Below are 26,094 nucleotides of genomic sequence, written 5' to 3' on the forward strand. Positions count from 1 at the left end.
GACCATGAACGTCCACCCGACCACACACCACGGGCACCGGGGGGTTGCACGATGAGGGTGCTGCTCATCGGCGCCAACGGCTACCTCGGCCGCTATGTCGCCGACCGCCTGCTCGCCGACCCCGCCGTCCAGCTCACCGCCCTGGGGCGGGGCGACGACGCCGACGTCCGCTTCGACCTCGCCACCGGCAGCCCCGGCGCGCTCACCCGCTTTTTCGACGCCGTCCACCCCGGCGTCGTCGTCAACTGCGCGGGCGCCACCCGCGGCGGCGCCCGCGAGCTGACCCGGCACAACACCGTCGCGGTCGCCACCATCTGCGAATCGCTGCGGCGCAGCGGCTGCGGCGCCCGCCTCGTCCAGCTCGGCTGCGCCTCCGAGTACGGGCCCTCCCAGCCCGGCTCCTCCACCGCCGAGGACGCCGTGCCGCGCCCCGGAGGCCCCTACGGCGTGAGCAAGCTCGCCGCCACCGAGCTGGTGCTGGGCTCCGGTCTCGACGCCGTCGTGCTGCGGATCTTCTCGCCGGTCGGCCCCGGCACCCCCGCGGGCTCCCCGCTCGGCCGGCTCGCCGAGGCGATGCGCCGGGCCATGCAGTCCGGCGACAGCGAGCTCAAGCTCGGCGGGCTCGGCGTCCAGCGGGACTTCGTCGACGTCCGGGACGTCGCACGGGCCGTGCACGCCGCGTCGCTCTCCGCCGCGCAGGGCGTCGTCAACATCGGCACCGGCCGCGCCGTACGGCTGCGCGAGGCCGCCTCGGTACTGGCCAGGGTCGCCGGCTTCGGCGGCGCGCTGCACGAACTCGACGCGCCGCCCGCCCGGCTGGTGATCCCCGGTCCGGGCCCCGGCCCCGACCACCCGGTGGACCGTCCCGCCACCTACCCGTACCCGGACGGCTGCGGCACCTGGCAGCAGGCCGACGTCCGCACCGCCCGCGACCGGCTCGGCTGGCGCCCCCGGATCGTCCTGGAGGAGTCCCTCGCCGACATCTGGATGGAGGCCGCATGTCGTATCTGACCACGCCCACGGACCTCACCCGCGCCCCCACCGGGGCCGCCCCCCTCGGCCTCGGCGTCCCCGGCTTCGCCCACCCGCTGCTCGCCCCCACCGAATGGGCCGAGCTGCTGCGCTGCTCGCGGGGCGCCGGGTCCAGGGGCGTCGCGCCGGTCCACTGGGCGGTGCTCGACGTGTCCAACGGGCCCGGCGCCCGCCCCGACCCGCACTGCATGCCCGCCGTCGCCCGCCTGAGGGAGACCGGCGTCCGGGTGCTCGGCCACCTGGACACGGGATGCGGCGCCCGCCCCTTCGGCGAGCTGATCTCCGACGCGCACCGCTTCCTGGAGTGGTACCGCGTCGACGGCTTCTGGCTGGACCGCTGCCCCACGGACCGGGCACTGCTGCCCGAGACCCGGCGGATCGCCACCTGTCTGCGGACCCTGCGCGAGGACACCTACCTGGTCTTCGGCCACGGTTCCCACCCCAGCCCCGGCTACGCCGAGTCCGCCGACCAGCTCGTCACCTTCGCCGGCTCCTGGGCCGACTACCGCTGGTCCCAGGTCGCCGAGTGGACCGCCGACTACCCTCCGGAGCGGTTCTGCCACCTCGTCCACGGCGTGCCCCGTATGCATCTGGAGGAGGCGCTGCGCATCGCCCGCTGGCAGGGAGCGGGCACGGTGTACTTCACCGACCGCCGGGGCGCGGGGGCGGCGGGTGCCGTCGGCGATGCCTGGGAGTCGCTGCCCGGTTACTGGGACGAAGTCGTCTCGCACATCGGAACGGGTGTCTCGGAATGAAGAAGGGCGTGGCAGTGTTACGAGAGATGCTCCCCGCATCGGCGGGGACGGTCCCCGTACCGAAATACCGACCAACCCCTTTGATGAGGTCTCTGTGTCGCTGCCACCCCTGGTCGAGCCCGCATCCGAGCTGACCGTAGACGAGGTCCGCAGGTACTCCCGCCACCTGATCATCCCCGATGTCGGGATGGACGGGCAGAAGCGGCTGAAGAACGCCAAGGTGCTGGCTGTCGGCGCCGGCGGCCTGGGATCGCCCGCGCTGATGTACCTCGCCGCGGCCGGCGTCGGCACCCTCGGCATCGTGGAGTTCGACGAGGTCGACGAGTCGAACCTGCAGCGCCAGATCATCCACAGCCAGGCGGACATCGGCCGCTCCAAGGCCGCGTCCGCCAAGGACACGGTGCTGGGCATCAACCCGTATGTCACGGTCAACCTGCACGAGGAGCGCCTGGACTCCACGAACGTCCTGGAGCTCTTCGCCGAGTACGACCTGATCGTCGACGGCACGGACAACTTCGCCACCCGCTACCTGGTCAACGACGCCTGTGTGCTGCTGAACAAGCCGTACGTCTGGGGTTCGATCTACCGCTTCGACGGCCAGGCCTCGGTGTTCTGGAGCGAGCACGGCCCCTGCTACCGCTGCCTGTACCCGGAGCCCCCGCCGCCCGGCATGGTCCCCTCCTGCGCCGAGGGCGGTGTCCTGGGTGTGCTGTGCGCCTCCATCGGCTCCATCCAGGTCAACGAGGCCATCAAGCTGCTCGCCGGCATCGGTGACCCGCTGGTCGGCCGGCTGATGATCTACGACGCGCTGGAGATGACCTACCGCCAGGTCAAGGTCCGCAAGGACCCCGACTGCGCGGTCTGCGGTGAGAACCCCACCGTCACCGAGCTCATCGACTACGAGGCCTTCTGCGGCGTCGTCTCCGAGGAGGCCCAGGAGGCGGCGGCCGGCTCGACGATCACTCCCAAGCAGCTCAAGGAGTGGATCGACGCCGACGAGAAGATCGACATCATCGACGTCCGCGAGCCGAACGAGTACGAGATCGTCTCCATCCCCGGCGCCCGGCTGATCCCGAAGAACGAGTTCCTGATGGGCACCGCCCTCCAGGACCTCCCCCAGGACAAGAAGATCGTCCTGCACTGCAAGACGGGCGTCCGCTCGGCCGAGGTGCTGGCCGTCCTGAAGTCCGCGGGCTTCGCCGACGCCGTCCACGTCGGCGGCGGTGTCATCGGCTGGGTCAACACCGTCGAGCCGGAGAAGCCGGTCTACTGACGGGCGGCGCGCCGGTTCACCGACGCCCGGCGCTGTCGAGAGAGGCGGGCGCACCCCGCCACACGCAACAACGAGGGGCCACCGCCCGCCGTCCTGGCGGGCGGTGGCCCCTGCGCTTTGGGGGCGTTGTCACGGTAGGTGTGCGGAAGTGTTGCGGGTGGCGATAAATGTCCTGTTTCCCCTTGCCGGGAAGCGGGGGAGACCCGCATATCGCGGCAAGGGTGAGGCAGAGCAGACGTGTGCTGCCGCAGGTGCGCTCAGATCTCGCCCCTGCGGCTCAGACGCGTGAAGGCCACCCAGCCCGGCAGCACCGGGAGCCAGAAGGTCATCAGGCGGAACAGCAGGACGGCGGGGAAGGCCGTGGCGGCGGCCAGCCCCGAGAACGTCAGCGCGGTGAACAGCGCACCCTCGACGGCACCCAGACCGCCCGGCGTCGGAGCGGCAGAGCCCAGCGCGTTGCCGGCGAGGAAGGCAACCGCGATGCCCGCGTAACTGATCCTGTCGCCGCCGCCGAACGCCCGGATCGAGGCGTCCAGGCACATCACATTCGCCGCCGTCAGCAGCAGCATCCCGCCGATACCGGTGATCAGCTTCCCCGGCCGCTGGAGGATGTCCAGCATCCGCGGGACCACCCCGGCGAACAGCGACCGCAGCCGCGTCGAGACGAACTTGCGCAGCGCCGGGACGGCGGTCACCACCAGGACCAGTACGGCCACCGTCAGCAGCCCGGCGATGACCGTACGGGACGGCGAGATCTGCGGCGCGTGCTCGGTGCCGGTCAGATAGCCGAAGGCCAGCAGCAGCGTGATGTGGCTGCCCAGCCCGAACAGCTGCGATGCGCCGACGCTGGCCACCGCCAGGCCGGGCCGGACCCCGGCGCGCTGCAGGAAGCGGGTGTTGAGTGCCACCCCGCCGATCGCCGCGGGCGCCACCAGCTTCACGAAGTTGCCCGCGATCTGCGCGATGACCGTCTTGCCGAACGGCACCTTCTCGGTGACGAAGCCCAGCAGGCTCATCGCCGCCGCGGGGTACGTCAGCGCCGAGAAGAACATCGCCACCAGGACCCACACCCACTGGGCCCTGCTGACCACGTCGCCGAGGTTGAAGTTGGCCAGCTGCGACAGCAGCAGATACACCGCGAACGCCCCGGCGATCCAGCTGATCAGGATGCGTGGGCTCAGCCGTTCCAGCTTCGCCGGTTCGATCACTGCTGTCGGGCGGATCAGCAGCACCTGGCGGCGGATCTGGGCCAGCAGGTCCTCCTCGCGGGCCTCCTCCGACACCTCCTCCAGGGCGCGCTTCTCGGCGTTCTTCGCGGCGTTCCGCTCGGCCCGCAGCATCTTGCGGTCCCTGGGGCCCTCCGCCTCACGCGCCTCGCGCGCCTCCTTGGCCTCCTGCGAGGCGGCCAGTACGGCCTCGCGCTCGCGCTTGGAGCGCTCACGGGCAAGCTGGCGCAGGGTGGCGCGGGTGGTCCGGCTGAGCGCGATCGGCTGGAGCAGCGGCAGGCTGTCGGCGACGGCGTCCGGGCCCAGCACCTCGACGGCCGCGGCGACGGCCCGCTCGGCGCCGACGCGCAGCCCGCAGGTGGCCAGCAGCTGGGCGATGTCCATCCGCAGGACGAGGTCCCCGGCCGCGATCTCACCGCCGCGCAGCTCGGTCAGAACGATATTGCCGGAACGATCCACCAGAAGGGCATTGCCCACCAGCCGCCGGTGCGCGATCCGCCGCGACTGGAGCGCCTCGACCTGCCGCCAGGCGCTGTGCATCAGCGCGTCGGTGATCTCCTCGTCGGCCAGCGAGTCGAAGGTGCGGCCGCCGATGTGCTCGTAGACCAGCATCACCGCGTCCGGGCCGAGCTCGGAGGTGGCGATCAGCTTGGGGGCGTTGGCGCCGGCCGCGATCGCCGCGTACGCCAGCAGCGCCTCCTGCTCGAGGGCCTGACGCAGCGACTGGAGGCTGCGGCGCTGGTTGATGCCGCGCAGCGACAGCCGCCGCCAGACCCGGTAGAAGAAGCCCTGCGCCTGCTGCTCGCGGTCCACGACGGTGACGTCGATGGGCGGGCCGTCCTCCAGGGTGACGAGGTAGCGGCGGCCGCGGTCCGCGTGCTCGTTCTGCTCCGGGCTGACGGCGTCCTCCGCGCGCATGGCGCTGACCGGGTGGAAACCGACCCGGCGCAGCCCCGCGAGGAGGTTCTGGCCGGTGGGGCGGACATTGGGGGAGCCGACGGCGTAGAGCGTGCCGTAGGCGACGGTCCAGCCGATCAGCAGGGTCGTGGCGATCGCGAACGGCGTGGAGTACCGCCCGACCAGCACCGCGACGACGTCCAGCAGCACCACGCCCCACATCGCGACCCGCCAGCGCGGCCGCCGGGCCATGCCCACCGCCGTCATATAGGCGATCACGGGCGCCAGATAGCTGTGCACCGGCGCCGAGAGGGAACCGTTCTCCAGCGGCTGGGTGAGTGCCGCCCGGATGGACGGCGGGGCCGCCTCGGCCACCCACAGGTCGGTGGCCAGCGACACGCCGTGCGCCAGTACGGCGGCGAGCACGCCGTCCGCGATCCGCAGCCCGTCCCGCTTGATCAGCCGCTCGACGGCGAACGCGACCGGGACGATCAGCACCGCGACGCTGGACGTCAGCCCGGCCAGGTTGATCAGCAGCTCGGGCGCCGCCCCGAAGCCCTTGCCGATGTCGTTCTTCAGGCCCTGGGTGGTGCCGTGCGCGAAGGTGGCGAGACCGAGGACCAGCGCGATCCCGACGATGCCGAGCAGCAGCCGCAGCAGGTCGGAGGGGCGGTGCACCCGGGCGGGCAGCAGCGGCTCGTCACCGGAGACCCGGTCGACGTGGAACTCGCCGTGCTCGTCGGCGTTCAGGTCGGCGCGGTGCGACCCCGTACGGGGCGCGCCGGCGGCCGGCTTCTTCTCGTCCTTGCGCTCCTTGTCGCCGGGGTGCGGCTCCTCCTGCTGCCGCGCGCGTGGCTCGGGGTCCGCGGGCTCTTTCGGCCTCTCGGACGCCTCGGGTGGTTGGGCCTTCTTGATCGTGCTCGCCTTTTCCGTCGGCTTGGGGGCGCCGGCGGCCAGCGCGTCAGGGGCGCCCGCCTCCCGTGGAGGCGCTGCACCCTGCTGCTCGGCCGTCTCTTCTTGATCTCGTATCACCAGTCACCGTCCGGAAGATGGTGGCACGACCGACCAGTGGTGGGGGGCATCAGGGTGCATTTCGGGGGCGCGGAAAACGGAACGATCTCCACCGCTCCACCTCGGCGGCACCTTGTCGGCGGACCTCCACGGGAGTCCCGGACCGTGTGTCCGATCCCATTGTCGGTGCCGTGCGGCAGGATGGACCGAATGAGTGGGAGTGGAGATTCGGGGGCGCGCGAGCAGGACGGTCCGGACGCCGGTGAGCTGCCCGAACCCGGCGATCTTCCCGAGTACGCCGAGCGGGTGCTCGCCGTCGCCGAGCTGATCCCTGCGGGGCGGGTGATGACGTACGGGGATGTGGCGGAGTGGTTGCGAGAAGAGGGGCGGCCCGAAGGGCTTCCGGCGAAGGGCGGTGGCGGGCGACGGGAGGGCGGGCCCAGGCAGGTGGGCCGTGTCATGGCTCTCTACGGCGGAGCGGTGCCCTGGTGGCGGGTGGTGCGCTCGGACGGGGTCCTGCTGCCCGGCCATGAACTGCGCGCGTTGGCGCACTACCGGGACGAGGGCACACCGCTGCGGGAGGCCTCCCGTTCCGCCGAGGGCCATATACCGCGACTGGACATGCGGCGGGCCCGCTGGGACGGCTCGTGAGCGGCTTGGCGTAGCGTCGTCCGGCACTGCCCTCACCCACCACACCTTGATCAGCAACCCCATCAGGACCGGCGATCCACGTGAGTTCCTCCATCTCGGCCGTCCCGTCGACGCCGCCGCACCGGGCGGCGCGGCGGGATGCCCCCGGCGCGTACCGGCTGGTGCGTACGCCGCCGGCGGCGGTGGAGCCCCCTGCCTTGGACGCAGCACAGCGCGTCGTGGTTGACCACCGCCACGGGCCCCTCCTGGTGCTCGCCGGGCCCGGCACCGGGAAGACCACGACGCTGGTGGAGTCGGTGGCCCGCCGGGTGCGCGACGGCGCCGACCCCGAGCGGATCCTCGTCCTGACCTTCAGCCGCAAGGCCGCCGTGGAACTCCGCGACCGGCTCGCCGCCCGGGTCGGCGCCGGCCAGGCGCCCCGGGCCACCACGTTCCACTCCTTCTCCTACGCCCTGGTCCGCGCCCACCAGGACGCCGATCTCTTCGCCGACCCGCTGCGCCTGCTCTCCGGCCCCGAACAGGACCTCGTCGTCCGCGAGCTCCTCGAAGGCCAGGCCCAGCTGGCCGACGACGGCCGCGCCCAGGTGAGCTGGCCCGACGAGCTGCGGGCCTGCCTGACCACCCGCGGCTTCGCCGACGAGGTCCGCGCGGTGCTCGCCCGCAGCCGCGAACTGGGCCTGGGCCCGGACTCCCTCGGCGCCTTCGCCCGGCGCACCGGCCGCCCCGACTGGAGCGCCGCCGCGGCCTTCCTGGCCGAATATCTCGACGTCCTGGACGCCCAGGGCGTGCTGGACTACGCCGAACTCCTGCACCGCGCCGTACTGCTCGCCCAGGACCCCCGCGTCGCGGCGCAGCTGGCGGCCGCCTATGACGCGGTCTACGTCGACGAGTACCAGGACACCGACGTCGCCCAGGTACGGCTGCTGAGCGCCCTGGCCGGCCACCAGGGCGCTCCCGGCACACCGGGCACCCCGGGCCGTACGCTCCTCGCCTTCGGCGACCCCGACCAGTCGATCTACGCCTTCCGCGGCGCCGACGTGAACGGCATCCTCGATTTCCCCGAGACCTTCCGGCGCGCCGACGGCACCCCCGCCCCGGTGGAGGTCCTGCGCACCTCCAGGCGCTCGGGGGCCGCGCTGCTGGCGGCCACCCGGCTGCTCACCCACCGGATGCCGCTCACCCGCCTTCCGGCCCAGAAGGTACGGGCCCACCGCGAGCTGGCCGCCGCATGGGAGGGCGGCCGCGTCGAGGCGTACACCTACCCGACGCCGGGCACCGAGCTGGAGAACATCGCCGACATCCTGCGGCGCGCCCATCTGGAGGACGGTGTGCCGTGGCGCGAGATGGCGGTGCTGGTGCGCGCCGGAGGGCGCTCGATCCCCGTCGTACGCCGTGCGCTCACCTCTGCCGGGGTGCCCCTCGACATCGACGGCGACGACCTCCCGCTGCGCCACGAACCGGCCGTCGCTCCCCTCCTGACGGCGCTGCGGGTGGCGGCGCGCGCCGTCCTGGACGCGGACCCGGCCGCCTCCCTCGACACCGAGACCGCCCTCGACCTGCTGACCTCCCCCCTGGGCGGCATGGACTCCGCCGACCTGCGCCGCCTGGGCCGCGCGCTGCGCGAGGAGGAACGGGCCGCGGGCACGGCGCTGCCCCCGCCCTCCGACGAGCTGATCGCCCGCGCGCTCGCCGAACCGCAGCGCCTGGTGGCCCACGATCCGGCGTACGCCCGCGGCGCCCAGCGGCTCGGCCTGCTGCTGCGCAAGGCCCGCGAACTCCTCGCGGGCGGCGGCACCGCCGAAGAGGCCCTGTGGGAACTGTGGGACGGCACCCCCTGGCCGGGCCGCCTGGAGCGCGCCGCCCGGCGCGGCGGCACGGCCGGCCGCAACGCCGACCGTGACCTGGACGCCGTGGTCGCCCTCTTCGAGACCGCGGCCCGCGCCGAGGAACGCACCGGCGGCCGCGGCGCCCTGAACTTCCTGGAGGAGCTGGACGCCCAGGACATCGCCGCCGACACCCTCACCCGCCGCACGGTGCGCCCCGATGCCGTGCGCCTGATGACCGCCCACCGCGCCAAGGGCCTGGAATGGCGCCTCGTGGTCGTCGCCGGGGTCCAGGAGGGCCTCTGGCCCGACCTGCGCCGCCGCGGCTCCCTCCTGGAGGCGGACCGTATCGGCCGGGACGGCCTGGCCGAACCCCTCACGCCGGGCGCGCTGCTCGCCGAGGAGCGCCGGCTGTTCTACGTGGCCGCGACCCGTGCCCGTGAACGCCTGGTGGTCACCGCCGTCAAGGCCGCCGCCGACGACGGCGACCAGCCCTCCCGGTTCCTGACCGAGCTCGGCGTCACCCCCCAGGACGTCACCGGCCGCCCCCGCCGCCCCCTCTCCGTCGCCGCCCTGGTCGCCGAACTGCGCGCCACCACCGTCGACCCGGCCGCCACCGAGGCGCTGCGCGACGCCGCCGCCCAGCGCCTCGCCCGGCTCGCCGCCCTGACCGACGACGACGGCCACCCCCTGGTGCCCGCCGCCCATCCGGACACCTGGTGGGGCCTGGCCGACCCGACCCACAGCGGCGTCCCGCTGCGCGACCGCGACCGGCCCGTCGTCCTCTCCGGCAGCGCCCTGGACCAGCTCGCCAACACCTGCTCCCTCCAGTGGTTCCTGGGCCGCGAGGTCAAGGCGGACAAGCCCGCCACCGCCGCCCAGGGCTTCGGAAACGTCGTCCACGTCCTCGCCGACGAGGTCGCCTCCGGCCGCAGCCCCGCCGATCTGAACGTCCTGATGGAGCGCCTGGACTCCGTCTGGGACGCCCTCGCCTTCGACGCCCCCTGGAAGTCCCGCCAGGAGAAGGACACCGCCCGCGCCGCCCTCGAACGCTTCCTGCGCTGGCACGTCACGGCACGCGAAACCCACGGCCGCCACGCCGTCGCCAGCGAGCACGGCTTCGACGTCACCCTCGCGGCCGGGGCGTACGAGGTCCGCATCCGCGGCAGCATGGACCGCGTCGAACGGGACGCCCAGGGCCGCGCCTACGTCGTCGACTTCAAGACCGGCAAACAGAAGCCCACCGGCCCCGAGGTCGCCCGCCACCCCCAGCTCGCCGTCTACCAGCTCGCCGTGCGCGAGGGCGCCGTCGACGACGCCTTCGACGGGCACAGCCCCGGCCCCGGCGGCGCGGAACTGGTCCACCTGCGCCTCGGCGCGCCGCAGAAGGAGGGCGGCGACGCGCTGCCCGCCGTACAGGCGCAGCCGCCGCCCGAGGGCGAATGGGTCGGCGAGCTGCTCGCCACCGCCGCGGGCCGCGTCCTGGAGGAGCGCTTCACGCCCACCACCGGAACCCACTGCACGCACTGCGCCTTCCGCGCCTCGTGCAGCTCCCAGCCGGAGGGGCGCCACATCGTGGAGTGAGCGGCCGGGCCCGTACGCGGCCCGGCCGGCCGGGCCGGGGCCCTGACCTGGGCGGATGGCCCGGCCCGCCGCGATTGTCAGTGGTGCCGGTTACGGTGTGCGATGTGTCAGCCCGCATCACCGACCCCGAGCAGCTCAAGGAGCTCCTCGGCATCCCGTTCACACCGGAGCAGACGGCGTGCATCACCGCCCCGCCCGCCCCGCAGGTCATCGTGGCCGGAGCCGGATCCGGCAAGACGACGGTGATGGCCGCGCGGGTGGTGTGGCTGGTGGGCACCGGCCAGGTCGCCCCCGACCAGGTCCTCGGGCTGACCTTCACCAACAAGGCCGCCGGCGAGCTCGCCGAACGCGTACGGGCCGCCCTGCTCGCGGCCGGCGTCACCGACCCCGAAGCCCTCCCCGGCGGCGCCGACGAGCCCGCCGGCGAGCCCCGCATCTCCACCTACCACGCCTTCGCCGGCCGGCTCCTGAAGGACCACGGCCTGCGCATCGGCCTCGAGCCCAGCGCCCGCCTCCTCGCCGACGCCACCCGCTTCCAGCTCGCCGCCCGCGTCCTGCGCACCGCCCCCGGCCCCTACCCGGCGCTCACCAAATCGCTGCCCGCCCTGGTGGAGGACCTCCTCGCCCTCGACGGCGAACTCGCCGAACACCTGGTGGACCCCGCCCGCCTGCACACCTACGACAGTGACCTGCTCGCCACCCTGGACGCCGTCCCGCTCACCAACGCCGACCTGCGCAAGGTCCCCGAAACCGCCCGCGCCCGCCATGAGCTCCTCGCCCTCGTCGGCGCCTACCGCGACGAGAAACGCCGCCGCGACCTCCTCGACTTCGGCGACCAGATCGCCCTGTCCGCCACCCTCGCCACCACCCGCCCCGAAGTCGGCCAGGCCCTGCGCGAGGAGTTCCGCGTCGTCCTCCTGGACGAGTACCAGGACACCTCCGTCGCCCAACGGCTCCTGCTCTCCGGCCTGTTCGGCGCGGAAGGCGGGAGCGCCACCGGGCACGCCGTCACCGCCGTCGGTGACCCCTGCCAGGCCATCTACGGCTGGCGCGGCGCCTCCGTCGCCAACCTCGACGACTTCCCCGCCCACTTCCCCTTCCGGGACGGCACCCCCGCCCGCCGCTACGCCCTCAGCGAGAACCGCCGCAGCGGCGGCCGCCTCCTCCACCTCGCCAACGGCCTCGCCGCACCCCTGCGCCGGATGCACGAAGGCGTCGAGGCGCTGCGCCCCGCCCCCGGCGCCGAACGCGACGGCACGGTCCGCTGCGCCCTGCTGCCCACCCACGCCGAAGAGCTCGCCTGGCTCGCCGACTCCCTCGCTCACCTCGTCCGTACGGGCACCCGGCCCGGCGAGATCGCCGTCCTGTGCCGCACCGCGGGCGACTTCGCCCGCATCCAGGGCGAACTGGTCGCCCGCGACATCCCCGTCGAGGTCGTCGGCCTCTCCGGGCTCCTCCACCTGCCCGAGATCGCCGACCTCGTCGCCGTCTGCGAGGTCCTCCAGGACCCCACCGCCAACGCCTCCCTGGTCCGCCTCCTGATCGGCCCCCGCTGGCGCATCGGCCCCCGCGACCTCGCCCTCCTGGGCCGCCGCGCCCGCACCCTCGTCCACCACGGCGGCCCCTCCGACGACCCCGCACAGCGGCTCGCCGAAGCCGTCGAGGGCACCGACCCGGCCGAGACCGTCTCCCTCGCCGACGCCCTCGACACCTTCCTGGAGGCCGACGGCCCCGACGACGGCCTGCCCTTCTCCACCGATGCCCGGATCCGCTTCGCCCGCCTCGCCACCGAGCTCCGCGACCTGCGCCGCTGCCTGAGCGACCCGCTCATGGACGTACTCCACCGGGTGCTGACCACCACCGGCCTGGAGGTCGAACTCTCCGCCTCCCCCCACGCCCTCGCCGCCCGCCGCCGCGAAACCCTCGGCACCTTCCTGGACATCGCGGCCGGCTTCGCCGCCAAACAGGGCGGCGCCGCCCTCGACGGCGAGGCCACCCTGCTCGCCTTCCTCGGCTTCCTGCGCACCGCCGTCCAGCACGAAAAGGGCCTGGACAGCTCGCTCCCCGGCGGCGACAACACCGTCAAGGTGCTCACCGCCCACAAGTCCAAGGGCCTGGAGTGGGACGTCGTCGCCGTCCCCGGCCTGGTCGCCAAGCAGTTCCCCAGCGAACAGGCCCGCGAGTCCTGGACCACCCAGCCCAAGGTCCTGCCGCACGCCCTGCGCGGCGACGCCGCCACCCTCCCCGACGTCGGCGAATGGGCCGCCCGCGGCCTGAAAACCTTCAAGGAGGCGATGAAGGACCACCAGGAGACCGAGGAACTCCGCCTGGGCTACGTCACCTTCACCCGCCCCCGCTCGCTCCTCCTCGGCTCCGGCCACTGGTGGGGCCCGAGCCAGAAACGCCCCCGTGGCCCGTCCGCCTTCCTCACCGCGCTCCGCGAGCACTGCGAGGCCGGCCACGGCGAGATCGAGGCCTGGGCCGACGCCCCGGAGAAGGACGCCGAGAACCCCGCCCTCACCGAGGCCGCCGCCGAGCGGGCCTGGCCGCTGCCCCTGGACCCCGTCGCCACCGCCCGGCGCCGGGCCGCGGCCGCCACGGTCCGGGGGCACCTGGCGCGCCTGGGGAAGCCCCCGGTCCCGGTCCCGGCCCCCGCCCCCGCTCCCCCCTCCGAGTCGCTCTTCGCCGACGCCCCGGAGTGGCCGACGCCCCCGCAGGACGAGGCGGCCAGGGAGCCGTACGACGGTCCGTACGAAGCCCCGCACGGCGACCCGTACGCCGGGCCGGACGACGCCGAGTACCCCGATCCGTACGACGACGCCTACGCCGACCCGTACGAAAGCGATGAACCCGACCCCTTCGACGACGCCCCCGAAGCCCCCGCCCGCCGCATCATCGCCCAGCGCTCCGCCCCGCCGCCCGACCCCGGCACCGAGGACTCCCGCGCCCTCCTCCCCGAGGAACGCCGCACCGCAGGGTCCTGGGACCGCGACCTCGACGCCCTCGCCGACGAGCTGCGCCGCTCCCGGGCGACGGTCCGCGACGTTCCGCTCCCGCCCTCCCTCAGCGCCACCCAGCTGCTCCACCTCGCCGCCGACCCGGACGGCTTCGCCCGCGAGCTCGCCCGCCCCATGCCGCGCCCGCCGCTGCCCGGCGCCCGCCGCGGCACCCGCTTCCACGCCTGGGTCGAGTCCCGCTTCGAGGAGCTGACGCTGCCCCTGCTCGGCCCCGACGAACTCCCCGGCGACGGACCGGACGACGCGGAGATCGCCGACGAACGCGAGCTGGAGGCCCTCAAGGAAGCCTTCGTCCGCACTCCCTACGCCCACCGCACCCCGTACCGCGTCGAGGCCCCCTTCCAGCTGACCCTCGCCGGACGCGTGATCCGCGGCCGGATCGACGCCGTCTACAAGGAACCCGGCGCGGGCGGCAAGGACCGCTTCGAGATCGTCGACTGGAAGACCACCCGCGCCCAGCCCCGTGGCCGCGGCCCGCAGCGCACCCCGGGCGCCGACCCCCTCCAGCTGGCCATCTACCGCCTCGCCTGGGCCGAGCGCCACGGCCTGCGGCCCTCCGCCGTGGGCGCCGCCTTCGTCTACGTCCGCACCGGCGAGGTCGTCCGGCCCCGGAAGCTGCCCGGCCGGGCCGGACTCGAGCGCATCCTGCTCGGTGAGACCGCCGACCGCCCGCCCCCGCAAGGCCGATAGGCTCGGCCATATGAGCACCACCCCGGACAGTGCCGTCCGCGCGTACATCGCCGACCACCGCGTCACGTTCCTCGACGACCTCGCCGAGTGGCTGCGCATCCCCTCCGTCTCGGCCGACCCGGAGCGCGCCGGCGAGGTGCGCCGCAGCGCCGAATGGCTCGCCGCGAAGCTCACCGGCACCGGCTTCCCGACCGCCGAGATATGGGAGACCGACGGCCTGCCCGCGGTCTACGCCGAGTGGCCCTCCGGCGACCCGGCCGCGCCGACGGTGCTCGTCTACGGACACCACGACGTCCAGCCCGCCGCCCGCGAGGACGGCTGGCACACCGACCCCTTCGAGCCGCAGACCGTGGACGGCAGGCTCTATGCCCGCGGCGCCGCCGACGACAAGGGCCAGGTGTTCTTCCACACCCTGGGCGTCCGCGCGCACCTCGCCGCCACCGGGCGCACCGCCCCCGCCGTCAACCTCAAGCTCCTCATCGAGGGCGAGGAGGAGTCCGGCTCCCCGCACTTCCCGGCGCTGGTCGCCCGGCACGCCGACCGCCTCGCCTGCGACGCCGTGATCGTCTCCGACACCGGTATGTGGGCCGCGGACACCCCCACCGTCTGCACCGGCATGCGCGGCCTGACGGACTGCCAGATCGACCTGTACGGCCCCGACCAGGACATCCACTCCGGCTCCTTCGGCGGTGCGGTGCCCAACCCCGCCACCGAGGCCGCCCGGCTGGCCGCCGCCCTTCATGACGACGACCGCCGCGTCGCCGTCCCCGGCTTCTACGACGGCGTGATCGAGCTCACCGACCGCGAACGCGCACTCTTCGCCGAGCTGCCCTTCGACGAGGACCGGTGGCTGCGCACCGCGCACTCCCACGCCGCCCTCGGTGAGACCGGCAACACGACCCTGGAGCGCATCTGGGCCCGCCCCACCGCCGAGGTCAACGGCATCGCCGGCGGCTATCAGGGCCCCGGCGGCAAGACCATCGTCCCGGCCGCCGCCCAGCTGAAGCTCTCCTTCCGGCTCGTTGCGGGCCAGGACGCCGACGCCGTGCAGCGGTCCGTCCGCGACTGGGTCGCAGCGAGCCTCCCGGCCGGCATCCGCCACGAGATCACCTTCTGGGGCGCCACCCGCCCCTGCCTGACCCCGCTCGACCACCCCGCGCTGCAGTCCGTCGTCCGCGCCATGGGACGGGCCTTCGGCCAAAAGATCCTCTTCACCCGGGAAGGCGGCTCGGGCCCCGCCGCCGACCTCCAGGACATCCTCGGCGTCCCCGTCCTCTTCCTCGGCATCTCCGTCCCCTCCGACGGCTGGCACGCACCGAACGAGAAGGTCGAGCTGGACCTGCTGATGAAGGGCGTCGAGACCGCCGCCCACCTCTGGGAGGACCTGGCGGAGAACTGGCGGCCCCGCCGGGGCACGGCCTGACCGCACTCCCGTCCGTCCGCTCCCGTCCCGCCCGTCCGCCGTCCCGCCCCGCGCCCGTACGCAGCACACACCCACGCCACAGGGGGAGTTGGAAACAGCAGTGACCACCTGGACCAACCACCACAGCGCCGACCGGCCGATCACTTTCAGCGCACCGAGCGGGATCGACCGCTCCGCCCATCACCGTCTCGACGAGGCATGGCTCGCGGCGGCCTGGAGCCATCCGACGACGCGCGTCTTCGTGGTGTCCGGCGGCCAGGCACTGATCGATGACACCCCCGACGGCCGCACCGAACTGATCACGACGCCGTCCTTCGAGGCGCCGCTGACCGAGTCCCACCGCTACTACCTGGGTACCGACGAAGAGGGCGTCAGCTACTTCGCCCTCCAGAAGGACGCCCTCCCCGGCCGCATGGACCAGTCCGCGCGCCCGGCCGGGCTGCGCGAAGCGGGACTGCTCCTCTCCCCCCGGGACGCCGGACTCCTCGTCCACGCCGTCGCCCTCGAGAACTGGCAGCGCCTGCACCGCTTCTGCTCCCGCTGCGGCGAACGCACCGTCATCGCGGCCGCCGGCCACATCCGCCGCTGCCCGGCCTGCGGCGCCGAGCACTACCCGCGCACCGACCCGGCCGTGATCATGCTGGTCACCGACGAGGAGGACCGCGCCCTCCTCGGCCGCCAGGTCCACTGGCCCGAAGGCCGCTTCTCCACCCTCGCCGGCTTCGTCGAGCCCGGCGAGTCCATCGAGCAGTCCGTCGCCCGCGAGGTCTTCGAGGAGGCCGGCGTCGTCGTCGGCGAGGTGGAGTACGTGGCCAGCCAGCCCTGGCCCTTCCCCTCCAGCCTGATGCTCGGCTTCATGGCCCGCGCCACGTCCGCCGAGATCCAGGTCGACGGCGAAGAGATCGAGGAGGCCCGCTGGTTCTCCCGCGAGGACCTGCGCGCCGCCTTCGAATCCGGCGAGGTCCTGCCGCCCTACGGCATCTCCATCGCCGCCCGCCTCATCGAGCTCTGGTACGGCAAGCCGCTCCCCAGGCCCTGACCCTCACGGCGCCGCAGGCCGGGCCCGCGAACGGCCCGGCCCACGGCCGCGTGAGGTGTCTCACACCCCGATCTTCTGCTTGACCTGCGCCAGGGACGGATTCGTCAGCGTCGACCCGTCCGGGAAGAGCACGGTCGGTACGGTCTGGTTACCGCCGTTCGCCTTCTCCACGAACGCCGCCGACTCCGGGTCCTGCTCAATGTTGATCTCGGTGTACGCGATCTGCTCGCGGTCCATCTGCCCCTTCAGCCGTCGGCAGTAGCCGCACCAGGTGGTGCTGTACATCGTCACAGTGCCCGCCATGCGCCCCGCGCTCCTTCACGTAGGTCCGGTGTTACCGGCCGCCCGGCACCTTGTGCGCCGGGACGACTAGGACAGGAACGCACAGGGGCGCCGGACCATTCCCGAGGGGTCCGGGGGCCGTCCCGCTCACCCGCCCCCGGCCACCGTCCGGCCCCGGCCGCGGGGACACGGCACATCAGGGCCGCCCGACCGCGGAGCGTCGCTCGTCCCCAGCGGGCGGGGGCGGTACGACCGGAATCCGGCGGCTGTGGACAGCTTTCCCGGAGGGCTCCACGGACCTGGCAGCATGGCGGGGTGACAGCAGCAACCCACTCCACTCTCTTCCCGCGGGTCCCCGAGTCGGCCGATGCGGTGCTCGACGGGCTCGACCCCGAGCAGCGCGAGGTCGCGACGGCCCTGCACGGTCCGGTGTGTGTGCTGGCCGGGGCCGGGACGGGGAAGACCCGGGCGATCACGCACCGGATCGCGTACGGCGTGCGGGCCGGGATCCTGCAGCCGGCCAGTGTGCTTGCCGTCACGTTCACCGCGCGCGCGGCCGGCGAGATGCGGGGTCGGCTGCGGCAGCTCGGGGCAGGGGGAGTCCAGGCCAGGACGTTCCACTCCGCGGCCCTGCGACAGCTGCAGTTCTTCTGGCCGAAGGCCGTCGGCGGGGAGGTCCCGCGGCTGCTGGAGCGCAAGGTCCAGCTCGTCGCCGAGGCCGCCGCGCGGTGCCGTATCCGGCTCGACCGCAATGAGCTGCGGGATGTCACGGGCGAGATCGAATGGTCCAAGGTCACCCAGACCGTGCCCGCCGACTATCCGGCCGCGGTCGCCAAGGCCGGCCGGGAGGCCCCGCGCGACCCGGCCGAGATCGGGCAGATCTACGGCACCTACGAGCAGCTCAAGCGCGACCGGGGCACCATCGACTTCGAGGATGTGCTGCTGCTCACGGTCGGTGTCCTGCAGGACCGGCAGGACATCGCCGAGCAGGTCCGCACGCAGTATCAGCACTTCGTCGTCGACGAGTACCAGGACGTCAGCCCGCTCCAGCAGCGGCTGCTGGAGCTGTGGCTGGGGGACCGCGACAGCCTGTGCGTGGTCGGCGACGCCAGCCAGACGATCTACAGCTTCACCGGCGCCACCCCGGACCACCTCCTCAACTTCCGTACCCGCCACCCGAACGCCACCGTCGTCAAGCTGGTGCGCGACTACCGCTCCACCCCGCAGGTCGTGCACCTCGCCAACGGGCTGCTCACCCAGGCCAGGGGCCGTGCCGCCGAGCACCGGCTGGAGCTGGTCTCGCAGCGCGCGGCCGGGCCGGAGCCCGCGTATGTGGAGTACGCGGACGAGCCGGCCGAGGCGGAGGGCACCGCCCGGCGGATCCGCGACCTCATCGCCTCCGGCGTCTCCGCCGGTGAGATCGCCGTGCTCTTCCGCATCAACGCCCAGTCCGAGGTCTACGAACAGGCGCTGGCCGACGCCGGTGTGCCCTACCAGCTGCGCGGGGCCGAGCGGTTCTTCGAGCGGCCCGAGGTACGCGAGGCCGGGGTCAAGCTGCGCGGAGCCGCGCGCTTCGGCGGTAACGACGCGCTGCTCGACGACGCGGTCGGCCTGCCGTCCGAGGTGCGGGCGGTGCTCAGCGACATGGGCTGGACGAGCGAGCCGCCGGCCGGGTCCGGGGCGGTGCGCGACCGCTGGGAATCCCTGGCGGCGCTGGTGCGGCTCGCCGAGGACTTCGCCAGGGCCCGCCCCGACGCCACCCTCGCCGACCTCGTTGCCGAGCTGGACGAGCGGGCCAATGCCCAGCACGCCCCGACGGTCGAGGGCGTGACGCTCGCGTCGCTCCACGCCGCCAAGGGCCTTGAGTGGGACGCCGTCTTCCTGGTGGGCCTGACCGAAGGCATGATGCCGATCACCTACGCCAGGACCGATGAGCAGATAGAGGAAGAGCGCCGGCTCCTGTATGTCGGGGTGACCCGCGCCCGGCTGCATCTGGGGCTGTCGTGGTCGCTGGCGCGCTCGCCCGGCGGCCGCGCGTCGCGGCGCGCCAGCCGGTTCCTCAGCGGCCTGCGGCCCGGTTCGGGGGCGGCGGCCGGGCGCCGTACTGCCGGAGCGGCCACGGGCGGCGTGGAGCGCGGCGGCGCGGCCTCGACGGGGGCGAGCAGGCGCCGGGACCGCCGTCCGGCCCGCTGCCGGGTCTGCAACAAGACCCTGACGGACGCGGGCGAGATGAAGCTGATGCGCTGTGAGGACTGCCCGTCGGAGATCGACGAGGGGCTCTACGAGCGGCTGCGGGACTGGCGCGCCGAACAGGCCGCCCGGACGCGGCAGCCGGCGTACTGCGTCTTCACCGACAAGACATTGATGGCAATTGCCGAGGCGGTTCCGGGAACCGAACCGGAGCTTGCGGGCATCTCAGGGGTGGGACGGCGAAAGCTGGACCGCTACGGGGCAGATGTGCTGGCACTCTGCGCCGGCGAGGAACTCGTGGACGTGCCGGAGGAGGCATCCGAAGGCGCCGCGGAAAACTCGTCGGAAAAATAGTTTGCGTGTGTGGAGCGCAGCCCCATAGCCTTCACAAGCAACGGAGACAACGGAATCTTCCGAGATCCGAGGGATCCGTGCTGTACTTGAACAAGCCTGGAACGGGATTCCCGGTCCACCGAGACGCCGAGAGGAGGCGAGCCCAGTGATCAGCATTATCGAGACCAACAAAATGACCGATCTCTCGGTCGTCGCCACCTGCACCCTCGGCTCCTCGCTCCTGGGCACCGGTCTGTCCGGCTTCGGCCGCCTGTCCGCTGCCGAGGCCGCGCGCCCCGAGTCCCTCGCTGTGCTGACGCCCAGTGAGCGCACCGCGCGACCGACCGAGGCACCTGCGGTAGCAGCAGCGGCGGCACAGGCGAATGCCTTTGCCTTCGAGGCGGCCAATGGTGCCGGATCCCGGAAGCAGTACCAGACGCAGCATGAAATGTGGGCCTACCGCGGCCACGAACCCTGGAGAGATCCAGCCTGATCGGCAGATCAGGTCGGCACCTTCCAGGGCCGCGGAACCCACACCGGGATCCGCGGCCCTTTTGTTTGCCCCAAACGCCCGCCACCAGCCGGGCTGACACAGACGAGGAACACACACCGTGCAACTGCAGACGCACACCCCGTCCGTTGCCACCGACCTGATCCCTCCGCCCGACCCCCAGGAGAACTCCTTGCTGCCCCTCACCGAGCTCGACGACGAGATCGACCGCCTCGGCGCTGCCGTCCCGTGCCGCACCTACGACCCCGAGGTCTTCTTCGCCGAGTCCCCGGCCGACGTCGAGTACGCCAAGACGCTGTGTCAGACCTGTCCCGTCCGTGAGGCCTGCCTCGCCGGCGCCAAGGACCGCCGCGAGCCGTGGGGCGTCTGGGGCGGCGAGCTCTTCGTGCAGGGCGTCGTCGTGCCCCGGAAGCGTCCGCGTGGCCGTCCGCGCAAGAACCCGGTCTCGGCATGAACCTCACCGGCACAGGAACGATCGACCGTCCCGGCACCCGGGATCCCAAGAAGCAGGACCCCACGATGAACTCCACCCTCACCGACACACCCGTCCCCGTGAACGCCGACGCGATCGAGTCGCGTCAGAACAGGAACCTCGCCATGCAACTCATCCCAGAAGCCCTGGCGCGTGCACATATGCATGAACGCCTGCGGGAGGCCGAATCCGAACGCAGGGCGCATCGGCTCGTCGCCGCGCGCCGTATGCAGCGGCGTGCCGAGCGCGCGTCGCTGCGTGCCCGCCGCGCGCTGGCCATGGCCGTGATGCAGTAACGGGGGTCTGCATCCGCCACACGGGGTCCGTCCGACAGGGCGGGCCCCGTGTGGCGTTGCGGCGTTGTCTCCGGGGTGATGCCGTTGACGGGGATATCTTCGGATGGTGGAACAGAAGACGCATGAACAGGCGGAGTTGACCGGCGACCACACCGTGTGTGCCGGCTGTGGTGCGGTCGCCGAGGGCACGCCGCCGACGTGGACCTGCTCCGTCGAGAACGGCGAGCGCCGTTACTTCTGCGAGGCCTGCGCGCGGGAGAACATCCGGGCCATCGAGGGCCGCCTGGACTCCAGCTGGTGGTGAGGGCGGGCGCCGCCCGGCCCGCCGGGCGGCGCGCTCAGGCCGGGCTCTCCTCGACGGCCTCCTCCTCCAGCTCGGCGTCGATCTCCGCGTCGATCTCCCGGGCGAGGTCCGCCTCCTCCGCCGTCGTGTCCTCCTCCGGTACGAACCCGGGCAGCCACGCCTCCAGCTCGTCCCGCAGCCGTACCGTCGCCCCCAGCTGGCACAGCACCCCGATCGTGCTCAAGGTCACACGGTGGATCAGCAGATACGAGGGCGGCAGATTGAGCCGCTTGCCCAACTGGTGTGCGGGGGAGCGGGGATCGCCGATCCGGGTCGCCTGCCGGCGCATCCAGTCGCGGGTGAAGGTGAACTCCTCGGCCAGCGCCGGCTCGATGATGGGCAGGAGATAGTCCAGCACCGCATCCGGATCCAGCTCGATGGTCTCCTTGACGAAGCCCTCGTCGCGCAGCAGCCCATAGACCGCGTCCGCCGCGCCGTCCAGTGTCATCCGAAGCGAGGTGCCGATGGTCGGCGGCAGGCCCTCGGGCAGCCGGTCCACGGTGCCGAAGTCCAGTACCCCCAGCCGCCACTGCCCGGCGGGGCCGTCCGGGCTCTTTGGGCCGTCCCCGGGCAGCAGCCGGAAGTTGCCCGGATGCGGGTCGGCGTGCAGCAGGCCGGTGCGGGCGGGCCCGGAGAAGAGGAAGCGGGCCAGGAGCTGTCCGGCCCGGTCCCGCTGCTCCTCGGTGCCGTCACGGATCACCTCGGACAGCGGGACGCCGTCCATCCACTCCGTCACCAGCACCTGGTCGCTCTGGTGGACGACGGCGGGTACGACGACATCGGGGTCGTCGGCGAACTCCTCGGCATGCGCCCGCTGGGCCTCGGCCTCCAGGGCGTAGTCCAGCTCCTCCGAGACCCGGTCGCGCAGCTCGGTGATCAGCGGCTTGATGTCCATGCCCGGGATCAGCGGCCCCAGCAGCCGCGCGAACCGGCTCAGCTGCCCGAGGTCCGACAGCAGCGCCTTGCCCGCCCCCGGGTACTGCACCTTGACGGCCACCTCGCGGCCGTCGTGCCACACCGCCCGGTGCACCTGTCCGATGGACGCGGCGGCCGCCGGTTTGTCCTCGAACTCCTCGAACAGCTCGCGCCAGTCGTCACCGAGCCGCTCCGCCAGTACGGAGTGCACCGTGCTGGTCGGCATCGGCGGTGCCGCCTCCTGAAGCCTCGTCAGCGCGGCACGGTAGGGCCCGGCGATCTCCTCGGGCAGCGCCGATTCGAAGACCGAGAGCGCCTGCCCGAACTTCATCGCGCCGCCCTTCAGCTCCCCGAGCACCTTGAAGAGCTGCTCGGCGGTGCGCTGTTGGAGCTCGCGGCCGACGATCTCGGCGGATCTGCCCCCTATCCGCTTGCCCAGGCCCCAGGTGGCACGGCCGGCGAACCCCAGTGGCAGCGCGGCCAGCTTGGCGGTGCGGGTGACCGCCTTGCGGGGAAGATCAGACATGCGCCCCTCCAACTCACACTGTCCCCCAACCGGGGTTACTCCGTCATTGTGGCGTCTCGTGTTCGAGTATCCGAGGCGCCTGCCGCAACTCGTGACACGGCGGCACCGCAGCCGCACTCCGGATGCGGTGCGATTCCTACCGTGCGCACGCTCGCACACGGCAGCGGAAGCTCCATCCGCGCACCGGTGCACGGCGGGAGCTCACCGTCGAGGAACGTCAGCGCCTGTACGGTGGCGAGCCCGGCCACCGCCGTCGCCAGCGCGGCGTCGCAGGCCGGTACGGCGCAGGACGTGCGTCCCGACCGCCACTGCGCGAGCAGCAGCGGCCAGGCCGGCTCCGCCTCCGTACGCCGCAACTCGTCGCAGCGGGCGCACGCCGAACCGCCCGGCAGCACCAGCGGGCCCACCACACCCGTGCCCTCGATCACCCCGGCGTAAAGGTGCGGGATGCCGGCCGTGACCAGCGGCTCGGACAGGACGGGGTCGGGGGCGTAGGCGGCGAGGCCGTCGCGCGGGGTGAGCACCACGAGGGACAGGCCCGGCTCACCGGAATCGCTGACCGGGACCCGCGGCCGTGGAGTGCTGCTCCAGGGCGAGGACTGCCGGACCAGCTGCCGCGCGACGGCATCGCGCCGCTCGCCGATCCGCTCGGCCGGCAGCCCGCCCGGTGTGACGTCCCCCGGTGCGACGTTGCCGCCGTCCAGGACGTCCACGCGGCCGATTCCCGAGGCCGAGAGCAGCGCCGCGACCGCGGCCCCCACCCGTCCCGTCCCGCGCACCCGTACCCGGACCGCCCGGCGTGCTCCCATCCGGCCCAGGGCGCCCGCGGCCTCCGGATGTCGTACCGACAGCGACGCCACATCCGGCCGCAGCCGCTCGAACGCCGGACCGTCCGCCCGTACGGCGTCGGCCGCCGGGCCGCCCGCGGCCGGGGCCTCCAGCAGTCCGGCCGCGCCGAGGCGTGCCACCACACCCCGCGCATGTGCGGGCGTGAGGTCCAGCGATCCGGCCGCCGTGACCAGTTGCTGCAGGGTGCGGGTGCCGTCGATCATGGCGAGGAAGCTGCCGGTCGCGGTGTCGACCGGGGCCACCACCTTCGCATGGGCCGGCGCCACCCCGAAGCGCACCGTTTCCCTGTTCGGCCAGCCGCGCCGCAGCGCGGGCTTGAGCATCGGATGCATGAGAGCCGCCCCCGTCCTTCGTCGTCCGGCCCCCAGCATGCGACGGATCCGGAACCGGCGTGCAAAGTTGTCCACAGGCCGTGGGTATTAGTCATACAAGCGGTGCACGTCATGGAGTGTTTCGGTGGCGAACCGTCCGCGGGGCGGGACTTCGCCCGGCGTCAGCGGGTAACGTCGGGCGCGTGCCCGCCGACCCTTCCTCACGCGGCTCCGGAGAGACCCCCCTGCGCCGCGCCGCAGACACCTCGCGCGGGGCTGCCCCGAGCCCCAGGGTCCGCGGATCGGGGACGAGCGCGGTCGAGGTGCGCCGCAGTTCACGGCGGCGCAGAACGGTCTCCGCATACCGCGAGGGCGACCGGACGATTGTGCTGATTCCGGCCCGTATGTCCGAGGCCGAGGAGCAGCGCTGGGTCACCGTCATGCTGGACAAGCTCGCCGCCCAGGAGAGCAAGCGGATGCTGGGCGACGGCGAGCTCGCCGAGCGGGCCGAGCGGCTGTCCGGGCAGTTCCTGGAGGGCCGGGCCCGTCCCGCGACGGTGCGCTGGGTGACCAACCAGAACACCCGCTGGGGCTCGTGCACCCCGGCGGAGGGCAGCATCCGTCTCTCGCACCGTCTGCAGGGCATGCCGGAGTACGTCATCGACTACGTGCTGCTGCACGAGCTCGCCCATCTCCTCGTCCCCGGCCACGGTCCGCAGTTCTGGAGTCTGTTGGAGTCCTATCCGCGTACGGAACGGGCCCGCGGCTACCTCGAAGGGGTCGTCGCGGCCGACAGGTTGCCGCATTTGCCCGCTGCGCGCAGTGAATGACCCCTGTGCGGCCCGACTTCAGTGGTGCCCCGGCATCGCCCGTTGTCAGCGGCAGCGGTTAGCCTGGCGCGTGACGAACTCACAGCGGGAGCGGGGGACGGTCGTAACGTATGGCCAGGGAATTCCAGCGCGGCCACAAGGCCAAGGTCAGTGATCTCACGTCGGGAACGGATCTGTACATCGGCGTGCAGATAGCCGGTCCCGGCCTGAGCTTCGACATCAGCTGCTTCGGTCTGGACGCCCAGGAGCGGCTGTCCGACGACCGGTACTTCATCTTCTTCAACCAGCCCAAGTCGCCCGAGGAGTCGATCCAGCTGCTCGGCGCGCAGGCCGGCGACGCCGAGTCCTTCCGGGTGACGCTGGACAAGATCCCGCCGCACATCCAGAAGCTCTCCTTCAGCGCGGCGCTCGACGGAGCCGGCCAGGTCTCCCAGATAGGCCCCGGCTACCTCCGGATCGTGGCCGGCGGCGAGGAGGTCGCCCGCTACTCCTTCAACGGCAGCGAGTTCAGCACCGAACGCGCCGTCATGCTCGGCGACTTCTACCTCAAGGACGTCTGGCGGTTCGCCGCGGTCGGCCAGGGGTTCGACGGCGGCCTGGAGGCGCTGCTGAAGAACTTCGGCGGCGAGGTGGCCGAGGAGGCCGAAGCGGCGCCCGCGCCGCCCGCCGCTGCCCAGGGGGCGCCCGGTTTCGCGCCGCCGGGAGGCGGCGCCCCCGCGCCGTCCTTCGGAGCGCCCGCCGCGCCCGTACCGCCGCAGCAGCCCGCGCCGGACTTCGGCCCGCCCCAGGGCGCGCCCCCGGCCGCCCCGCAGCAGCCGCAGCAGCCGGCCGCCCCGCAGGTGCACAACGCGCCGACCATCGCCGCGCCCATGGCACCGCCCGCCGGCCCGGTGGCGCCGCCCGGCGTGCCCGGCCCGCCCGGACAGCAGCAGCCGGCCCCCTACGGCCAGCCCGCACCCGGCGGCTACCCCGGCCAGGCCCCGCAGGCGCCGTACGGCCAGCCGGCGCCCGGCCAGCCCGTGCCCGGTCAGGACCCGTACGGCCAGCCCGCGCCCGGCCAGTTCCCCGGCCAGCCCGCCCCGTACGGCCAGCAGCCCCCCGGCACCCCGTATCCGGGCCAGGCCCCGGCGGCCCCTCAGGGCGGCCCCGGCCTCGGTGTCGTCCTGGACAAGTTCAGGGAAGCCCCCAACGGGCAGCGCTGGACCCCGCAGAACGCCAAGCTGATCCGCGTCGACCTCGGCGTCGACGGCCAGCCGGTGCTCGCCAAGCAGGGCAGCATGGTGCTCTACCAGGGCAAGGTCGACTTCGGCTACAAGGGCGCCGGCTTCCGCGGCCGGCTGACCGGCAACGCCACCGGCCAGGAGATGGAGCTGATGCGCTGCTCCGGCCAGGGTCAGGTGTTCTTCGCGGAGAACAGCGCCCATGTCCACCCCATCGAGCTGCAGGGCGACGCCATCTGCGTCTCCGCCGAGAGCGTGCTCGCCTTCGACGAGTCGCTGCAGCACGAGGTCCGCCGGATCGAGGGCCACGGCATCCCCGGTGGCGCCCTGTTCACCATGCAGTTCCAGGGGACCGGCACCATCGTCGTCAAGACCCAGGGCACGCCCGTCGTGCTGCCGGTCACCCCGACCACCTTCGCCGACGCCAACGCCATCGTGGCCTGGTCCGCCGCCGCCCAGGTGATCATCTCCAGCCAGGTGAGTGTGCGCCGGCACGCCTATCCGGGACACTCCGGCGAGACCGTGAACCTCCAGTTCCGCGGCGCGCCCGGCAACTTCATCGTCGTCCAGCCCTACGAGGTCTGAGGGAGCCCGT

The 26,094-nt window shown here is 73.2% G+C and carries 19 protein-coding genes; 15 read left to right on the forward strand and 4 right to left on the reverse strand.

All coding sequences use genetic code 11. The features are described from left to right. The first annotated feature begins 51 nt into the window (after positions 1-51). The 3 genes from AB0D04_RS03215 to moeZ all read left to right on the forward strand — a co-directional run bounded on the left by AB0D04_RS03215 (position 52) and on the right by moeZ (position 3,060). Complete coding sequence (locus AB0D04_RS03215) at positions 52-1,011, forward strand: NAD-dependent epimerase/dehydratase family protein (RefSeq protein WP_362698838.1); 960 nt, start codon at positions 52-54, stop codon at positions 1,009-1,011. Then, positions 999-1,787, forward strand: coding sequence for a spherulation-specific family 4 protein (locus AB0D04_RS03220; RefSeq protein WP_362698840.1), 789 nt, complete (start codon positions 999-1,001; stop codon positions 1,785-1,787). The genes AB0D04_RS03215 and AB0D04_RS03220 overlap by 13 nt, the downstream gene beginning before the upstream one ends. Before the next feature lie 94 nt (positions 1,788-1,881). Next, on the forward strand, positions 1,882-3,060 hold the full coding sequence (gene moeZ / locus AB0D04_RS03225; RefSeq protein ID WP_362698842.1) for an adenylyltransferase/sulfurtransferase MoeZ: 1,179 nt from the start codon (positions 1,882-1,884) through the stop codon (positions 3,058-3,060). A 257-nt stretch (positions 3,061-3,317) separates the two neighbouring features. Here the strand turns inward: moeZ and AB0D04_RS03230 are convergent, their stop codons facing one another. Continuing rightward, positions 3,318-6,215, reverse strand: coding sequence for a lysylphosphatidylglycerol synthase domain-containing protein (locus tag AB0D04_RS03230; RefSeq protein ID WP_362698844.1), 2,898 nt, complete (start codon positions 6,213-6,215; stop codon positions 3,318-3,320). Positions 6,216-6,404: 189 nt separating this feature from the next. On the opposite strand from AB0D04_RS03230, the gene AB0D04_RS03235 reads away from it, so the two are divergent. From AB0D04_RS03235 to nudC, 5 genes are all read left to right on the forward strand, one after another. Further along, a complete protein-coding gene (locus AB0D04_RS03235) occupies positions 6,405-6,845 on the forward strand; it encodes an MGMT family protein (protein ID WP_362698846.1) in 441 nt (146 codons plus the stop codon). Between the two features lie 80 nt (positions 6,846-6,925). Continuing rightward, positions 6,926-10,252 carry an ATP-dependent DNA helicase gene (locus AB0D04_RS03240; RefSeq protein ID WP_362698848.1) on the forward strand — a complete coding sequence of 1,109 codons (3,327 nt, stop codon included), beginning with the start codon at positions 6,926-6,928 and terminating at the stop codon, positions 10,250-10,252. A gap of 104 nt (positions 10,253-10,356) precedes the next feature. Beyond that, positions 10,357-13,959: a UvrD-helicase domain-containing protein gene (locus tag AB0D04_RS03245; RefSeq protein WP_362698850.1), complete on the forward strand. Its 3,603-nt coding sequence runs from the start codon at positions 10,357-10,359 to the stop codon at positions 13,957-13,959. Positions 13,960-13,969: 10 nt separating this feature from the next. Continuing rightward, positions 13,970-15,382, forward strand: a complete 1,413-nt coding sequence (locus AB0D04_RS03250) for a dipeptidase (protein WP_362698852.1) — start codon at positions 13,970-13,972, stop codon at positions 15,380-15,382. A gap of 100 nt (positions 15,383-15,482) precedes the next feature. After that, on the forward strand, positions 15,483-16,421 hold the full coding sequence (gene nudC, locus AB0D04_RS03255) for an NAD(+) diphosphatase (RefSeq protein WP_362698854.1): 939 nt from the start codon (positions 15,483-15,485) through the stop codon (positions 16,419-16,421). Between the two features lie 60 nt (positions 16,422-16,481). Here nudC and AB0D04_RS03260 read toward each other — a convergent pair whose 3' ends face one another. Next, a complete protein-coding gene (locus tag AB0D04_RS03260) occupies positions 16,482-16,724 on the reverse strand; it encodes a mycoredoxin (protein WP_362698856.1) in 243 nt (80 codons plus the stop codon). A gap of 294 nt (positions 16,725-17,018) precedes the next feature. Here AB0D04_RS03260 and AB0D04_RS03265 point away from each other — a divergent pair, with 294 nt between their 5' ends. The 5 genes from AB0D04_RS03265 (at position 17,019) to AB0D04_RS03285 (ending at position 20,809) form a co-directional block, all read left to right on the forward strand. Next, a complete protein-coding gene (locus AB0D04_RS03265) occupies positions 17,019-19,247 on the forward strand; it encodes an ATP-dependent DNA helicase UvrD2 (protein WP_362698858.1) in 2,229 nt (742 codons plus the stop codon). 145 nt (positions 19,248-19,392) lie between these two features. Next, positions 19,393-19,719, forward strand: coding sequence for a hypothetical protein (locus tag AB0D04_RS03270; protein ID WP_362698860.1), 327 nt, complete (start codon positions 19,393-19,395; stop codon positions 19,717-19,719). Between the two features lie 118 nt (positions 19,720-19,837). After that, positions 19,838-20,191, forward strand: a complete 354-nt coding sequence (locus AB0D04_RS03275) for a WhiB family transcriptional regulator (protein ID WP_006603241.1) — start codon at positions 19,838-19,840, stop codon at positions 20,189-20,191. Further along, complete coding sequence (locus tag AB0D04_RS03280; RefSeq protein WP_362698862.1) at positions 20,188-20,505, forward strand: hypothetical protein; 318 nt, start codon at positions 20,188-20,190, stop codon at positions 20,503-20,505. Before AB0D04_RS03275 ends, AB0D04_RS03280 begins: the two co-directional genes overlap by 4 nt. Before the next feature lie 103 nt (positions 20,506-20,608). Continuing rightward, complete coding sequence (locus tag AB0D04_RS03285; RefSeq protein WP_362698864.1) at positions 20,609-20,809, forward strand: hypothetical protein; 201 nt, start codon at positions 20,609-20,611, stop codon at positions 20,807-20,809. A gap of 34 nt (positions 20,810-20,843) precedes the next feature. Here the strand turns inward: AB0D04_RS03285 and AB0D04_RS03290 are convergent, their stop codons facing one another. Next, complete coding sequence (locus AB0D04_RS03290; RefSeq protein WP_362698866.1) at positions 20,844-22,289, reverse strand: AarF/ABC1/UbiB kinase family protein; 1,446 nt, start codon at positions 22,287-22,289, stop codon at positions 20,844-20,846. A gap of 35 nt (positions 22,290-22,324) precedes the next feature. Further along, positions 22,325-23,461 carry a ThiF family adenylyltransferase gene (locus AB0D04_RS03295; protein WP_362699082.1) on the reverse strand — a complete coding sequence of 379 codons (1,137 nt, stop codon included), beginning with the start codon at positions 23,459-23,461 and terminating at the stop codon, positions 22,325-22,327. A gap of 191 nt (positions 23,462-23,652) precedes the next feature. Between AB0D04_RS03295 and AB0D04_RS03300 the strand changes: the two genes are divergently transcribed. Further along, complete coding sequence (locus AB0D04_RS03300) at positions 23,653-24,279, forward strand: M48 family metallopeptidase (protein WP_362698868.1); 627 nt, start codon at positions 23,653-23,655, stop codon at positions 24,277-24,279. A gap of 110 nt (positions 24,280-24,389) precedes the next feature. Next, complete coding sequence (locus AB0D04_RS03305) at positions 24,390-26,084, forward strand: TerD family protein (RefSeq protein ID WP_362698870.1); 1,695 nt, start codon at positions 24,390-24,392, stop codon at positions 26,082-26,084. Positions 26,085-26,094: the final 10 nt, after the last annotated feature.

The sequence above is a fragment of the Streptomyces sp. NPDC048483 genome, assembly GCF_040651455.1.
Classification (GTDB): domain Bacteria; phylum Actinomycetota; class Actinomycetes; order Streptomycetales; family Streptomycetaceae; genus Streptomyces.

What these genes read in the sequence shown, in the direction of transcription:
- AB0D04_RS03295 (WP_362699082.1), bottom strand. Translation starts at nt 23,461, where the DNA reads ATGCTCAAGCCCGCGCTGCGGCGCGGCTGGCCGAACAGGGAAACGGTG.
- AB0D04_RS03260 (WP_362698856.1), bottom strand. Translation starts at nt 16,724, where the DNA reads ATGGCGGGCACTGTGACGATGTACAGCACCACCTGGTGCGGCTACTGC.
- AB0D04_RS03285 (WP_362698864.1), top strand. Translation starts at nt 20,609, where the DNA reads ATGGTGGAACAGAAGACGCATGAACAGGCGGAGTTGACCGGCGACCAC.
- AB0D04_RS03305 (WP_362698870.1), top strand. Translation starts at nt 24,390, where the DNA reads ATGGCCAGGGAATTCCAGCGCGGCCACAAGGCCAAGGTCAGTGATCTC.
- AB0D04_RS03280 (WP_362698862.1), top strand. Translation starts at nt 20,188, where the DNA reads ATGAACCTCACCGGCACAGGAACGATCGACCGTCCCGGCACCCGGGAT.
- AB0D04_RS03215 (WP_362698838.1), top strand. Translation starts at nt 52, where the DNA reads ATGAGGGTGCTGCTCATCGGCGCCAACGGCTACCTCGGCCGCTATGTC.
- AB0D04_RS03250 (WP_362698852.1), top strand. Translation starts at nt 13,970, where the DNA reads ATGAGCACCACCCCGGACAGTGCCGTCCGCGCGTACATCGCCGACCAC.
- AB0D04_RS03290 (WP_362698866.1), bottom strand. Translation starts at nt 22,289, where the DNA reads ATGTCTGATCTTCCCCGCAAGGCGGTCACCCGCACCGCCAAGCTGGCC.
- AB0D04_RS03220 (WP_362698840.1), top strand. Translation starts at nt 999, where the DNA reads ATGTCGTATCTGACCACGCCCACGGACCTCACCCGCGCCCCCACCGGG.
- AB0D04_RS03235 (WP_362698846.1), top strand. Translation starts at nt 6,405, where the DNA reads ATGAGTGGGAGTGGAGATTCGGGGGCGCGCGAGCAGGACGGTCCGGAC.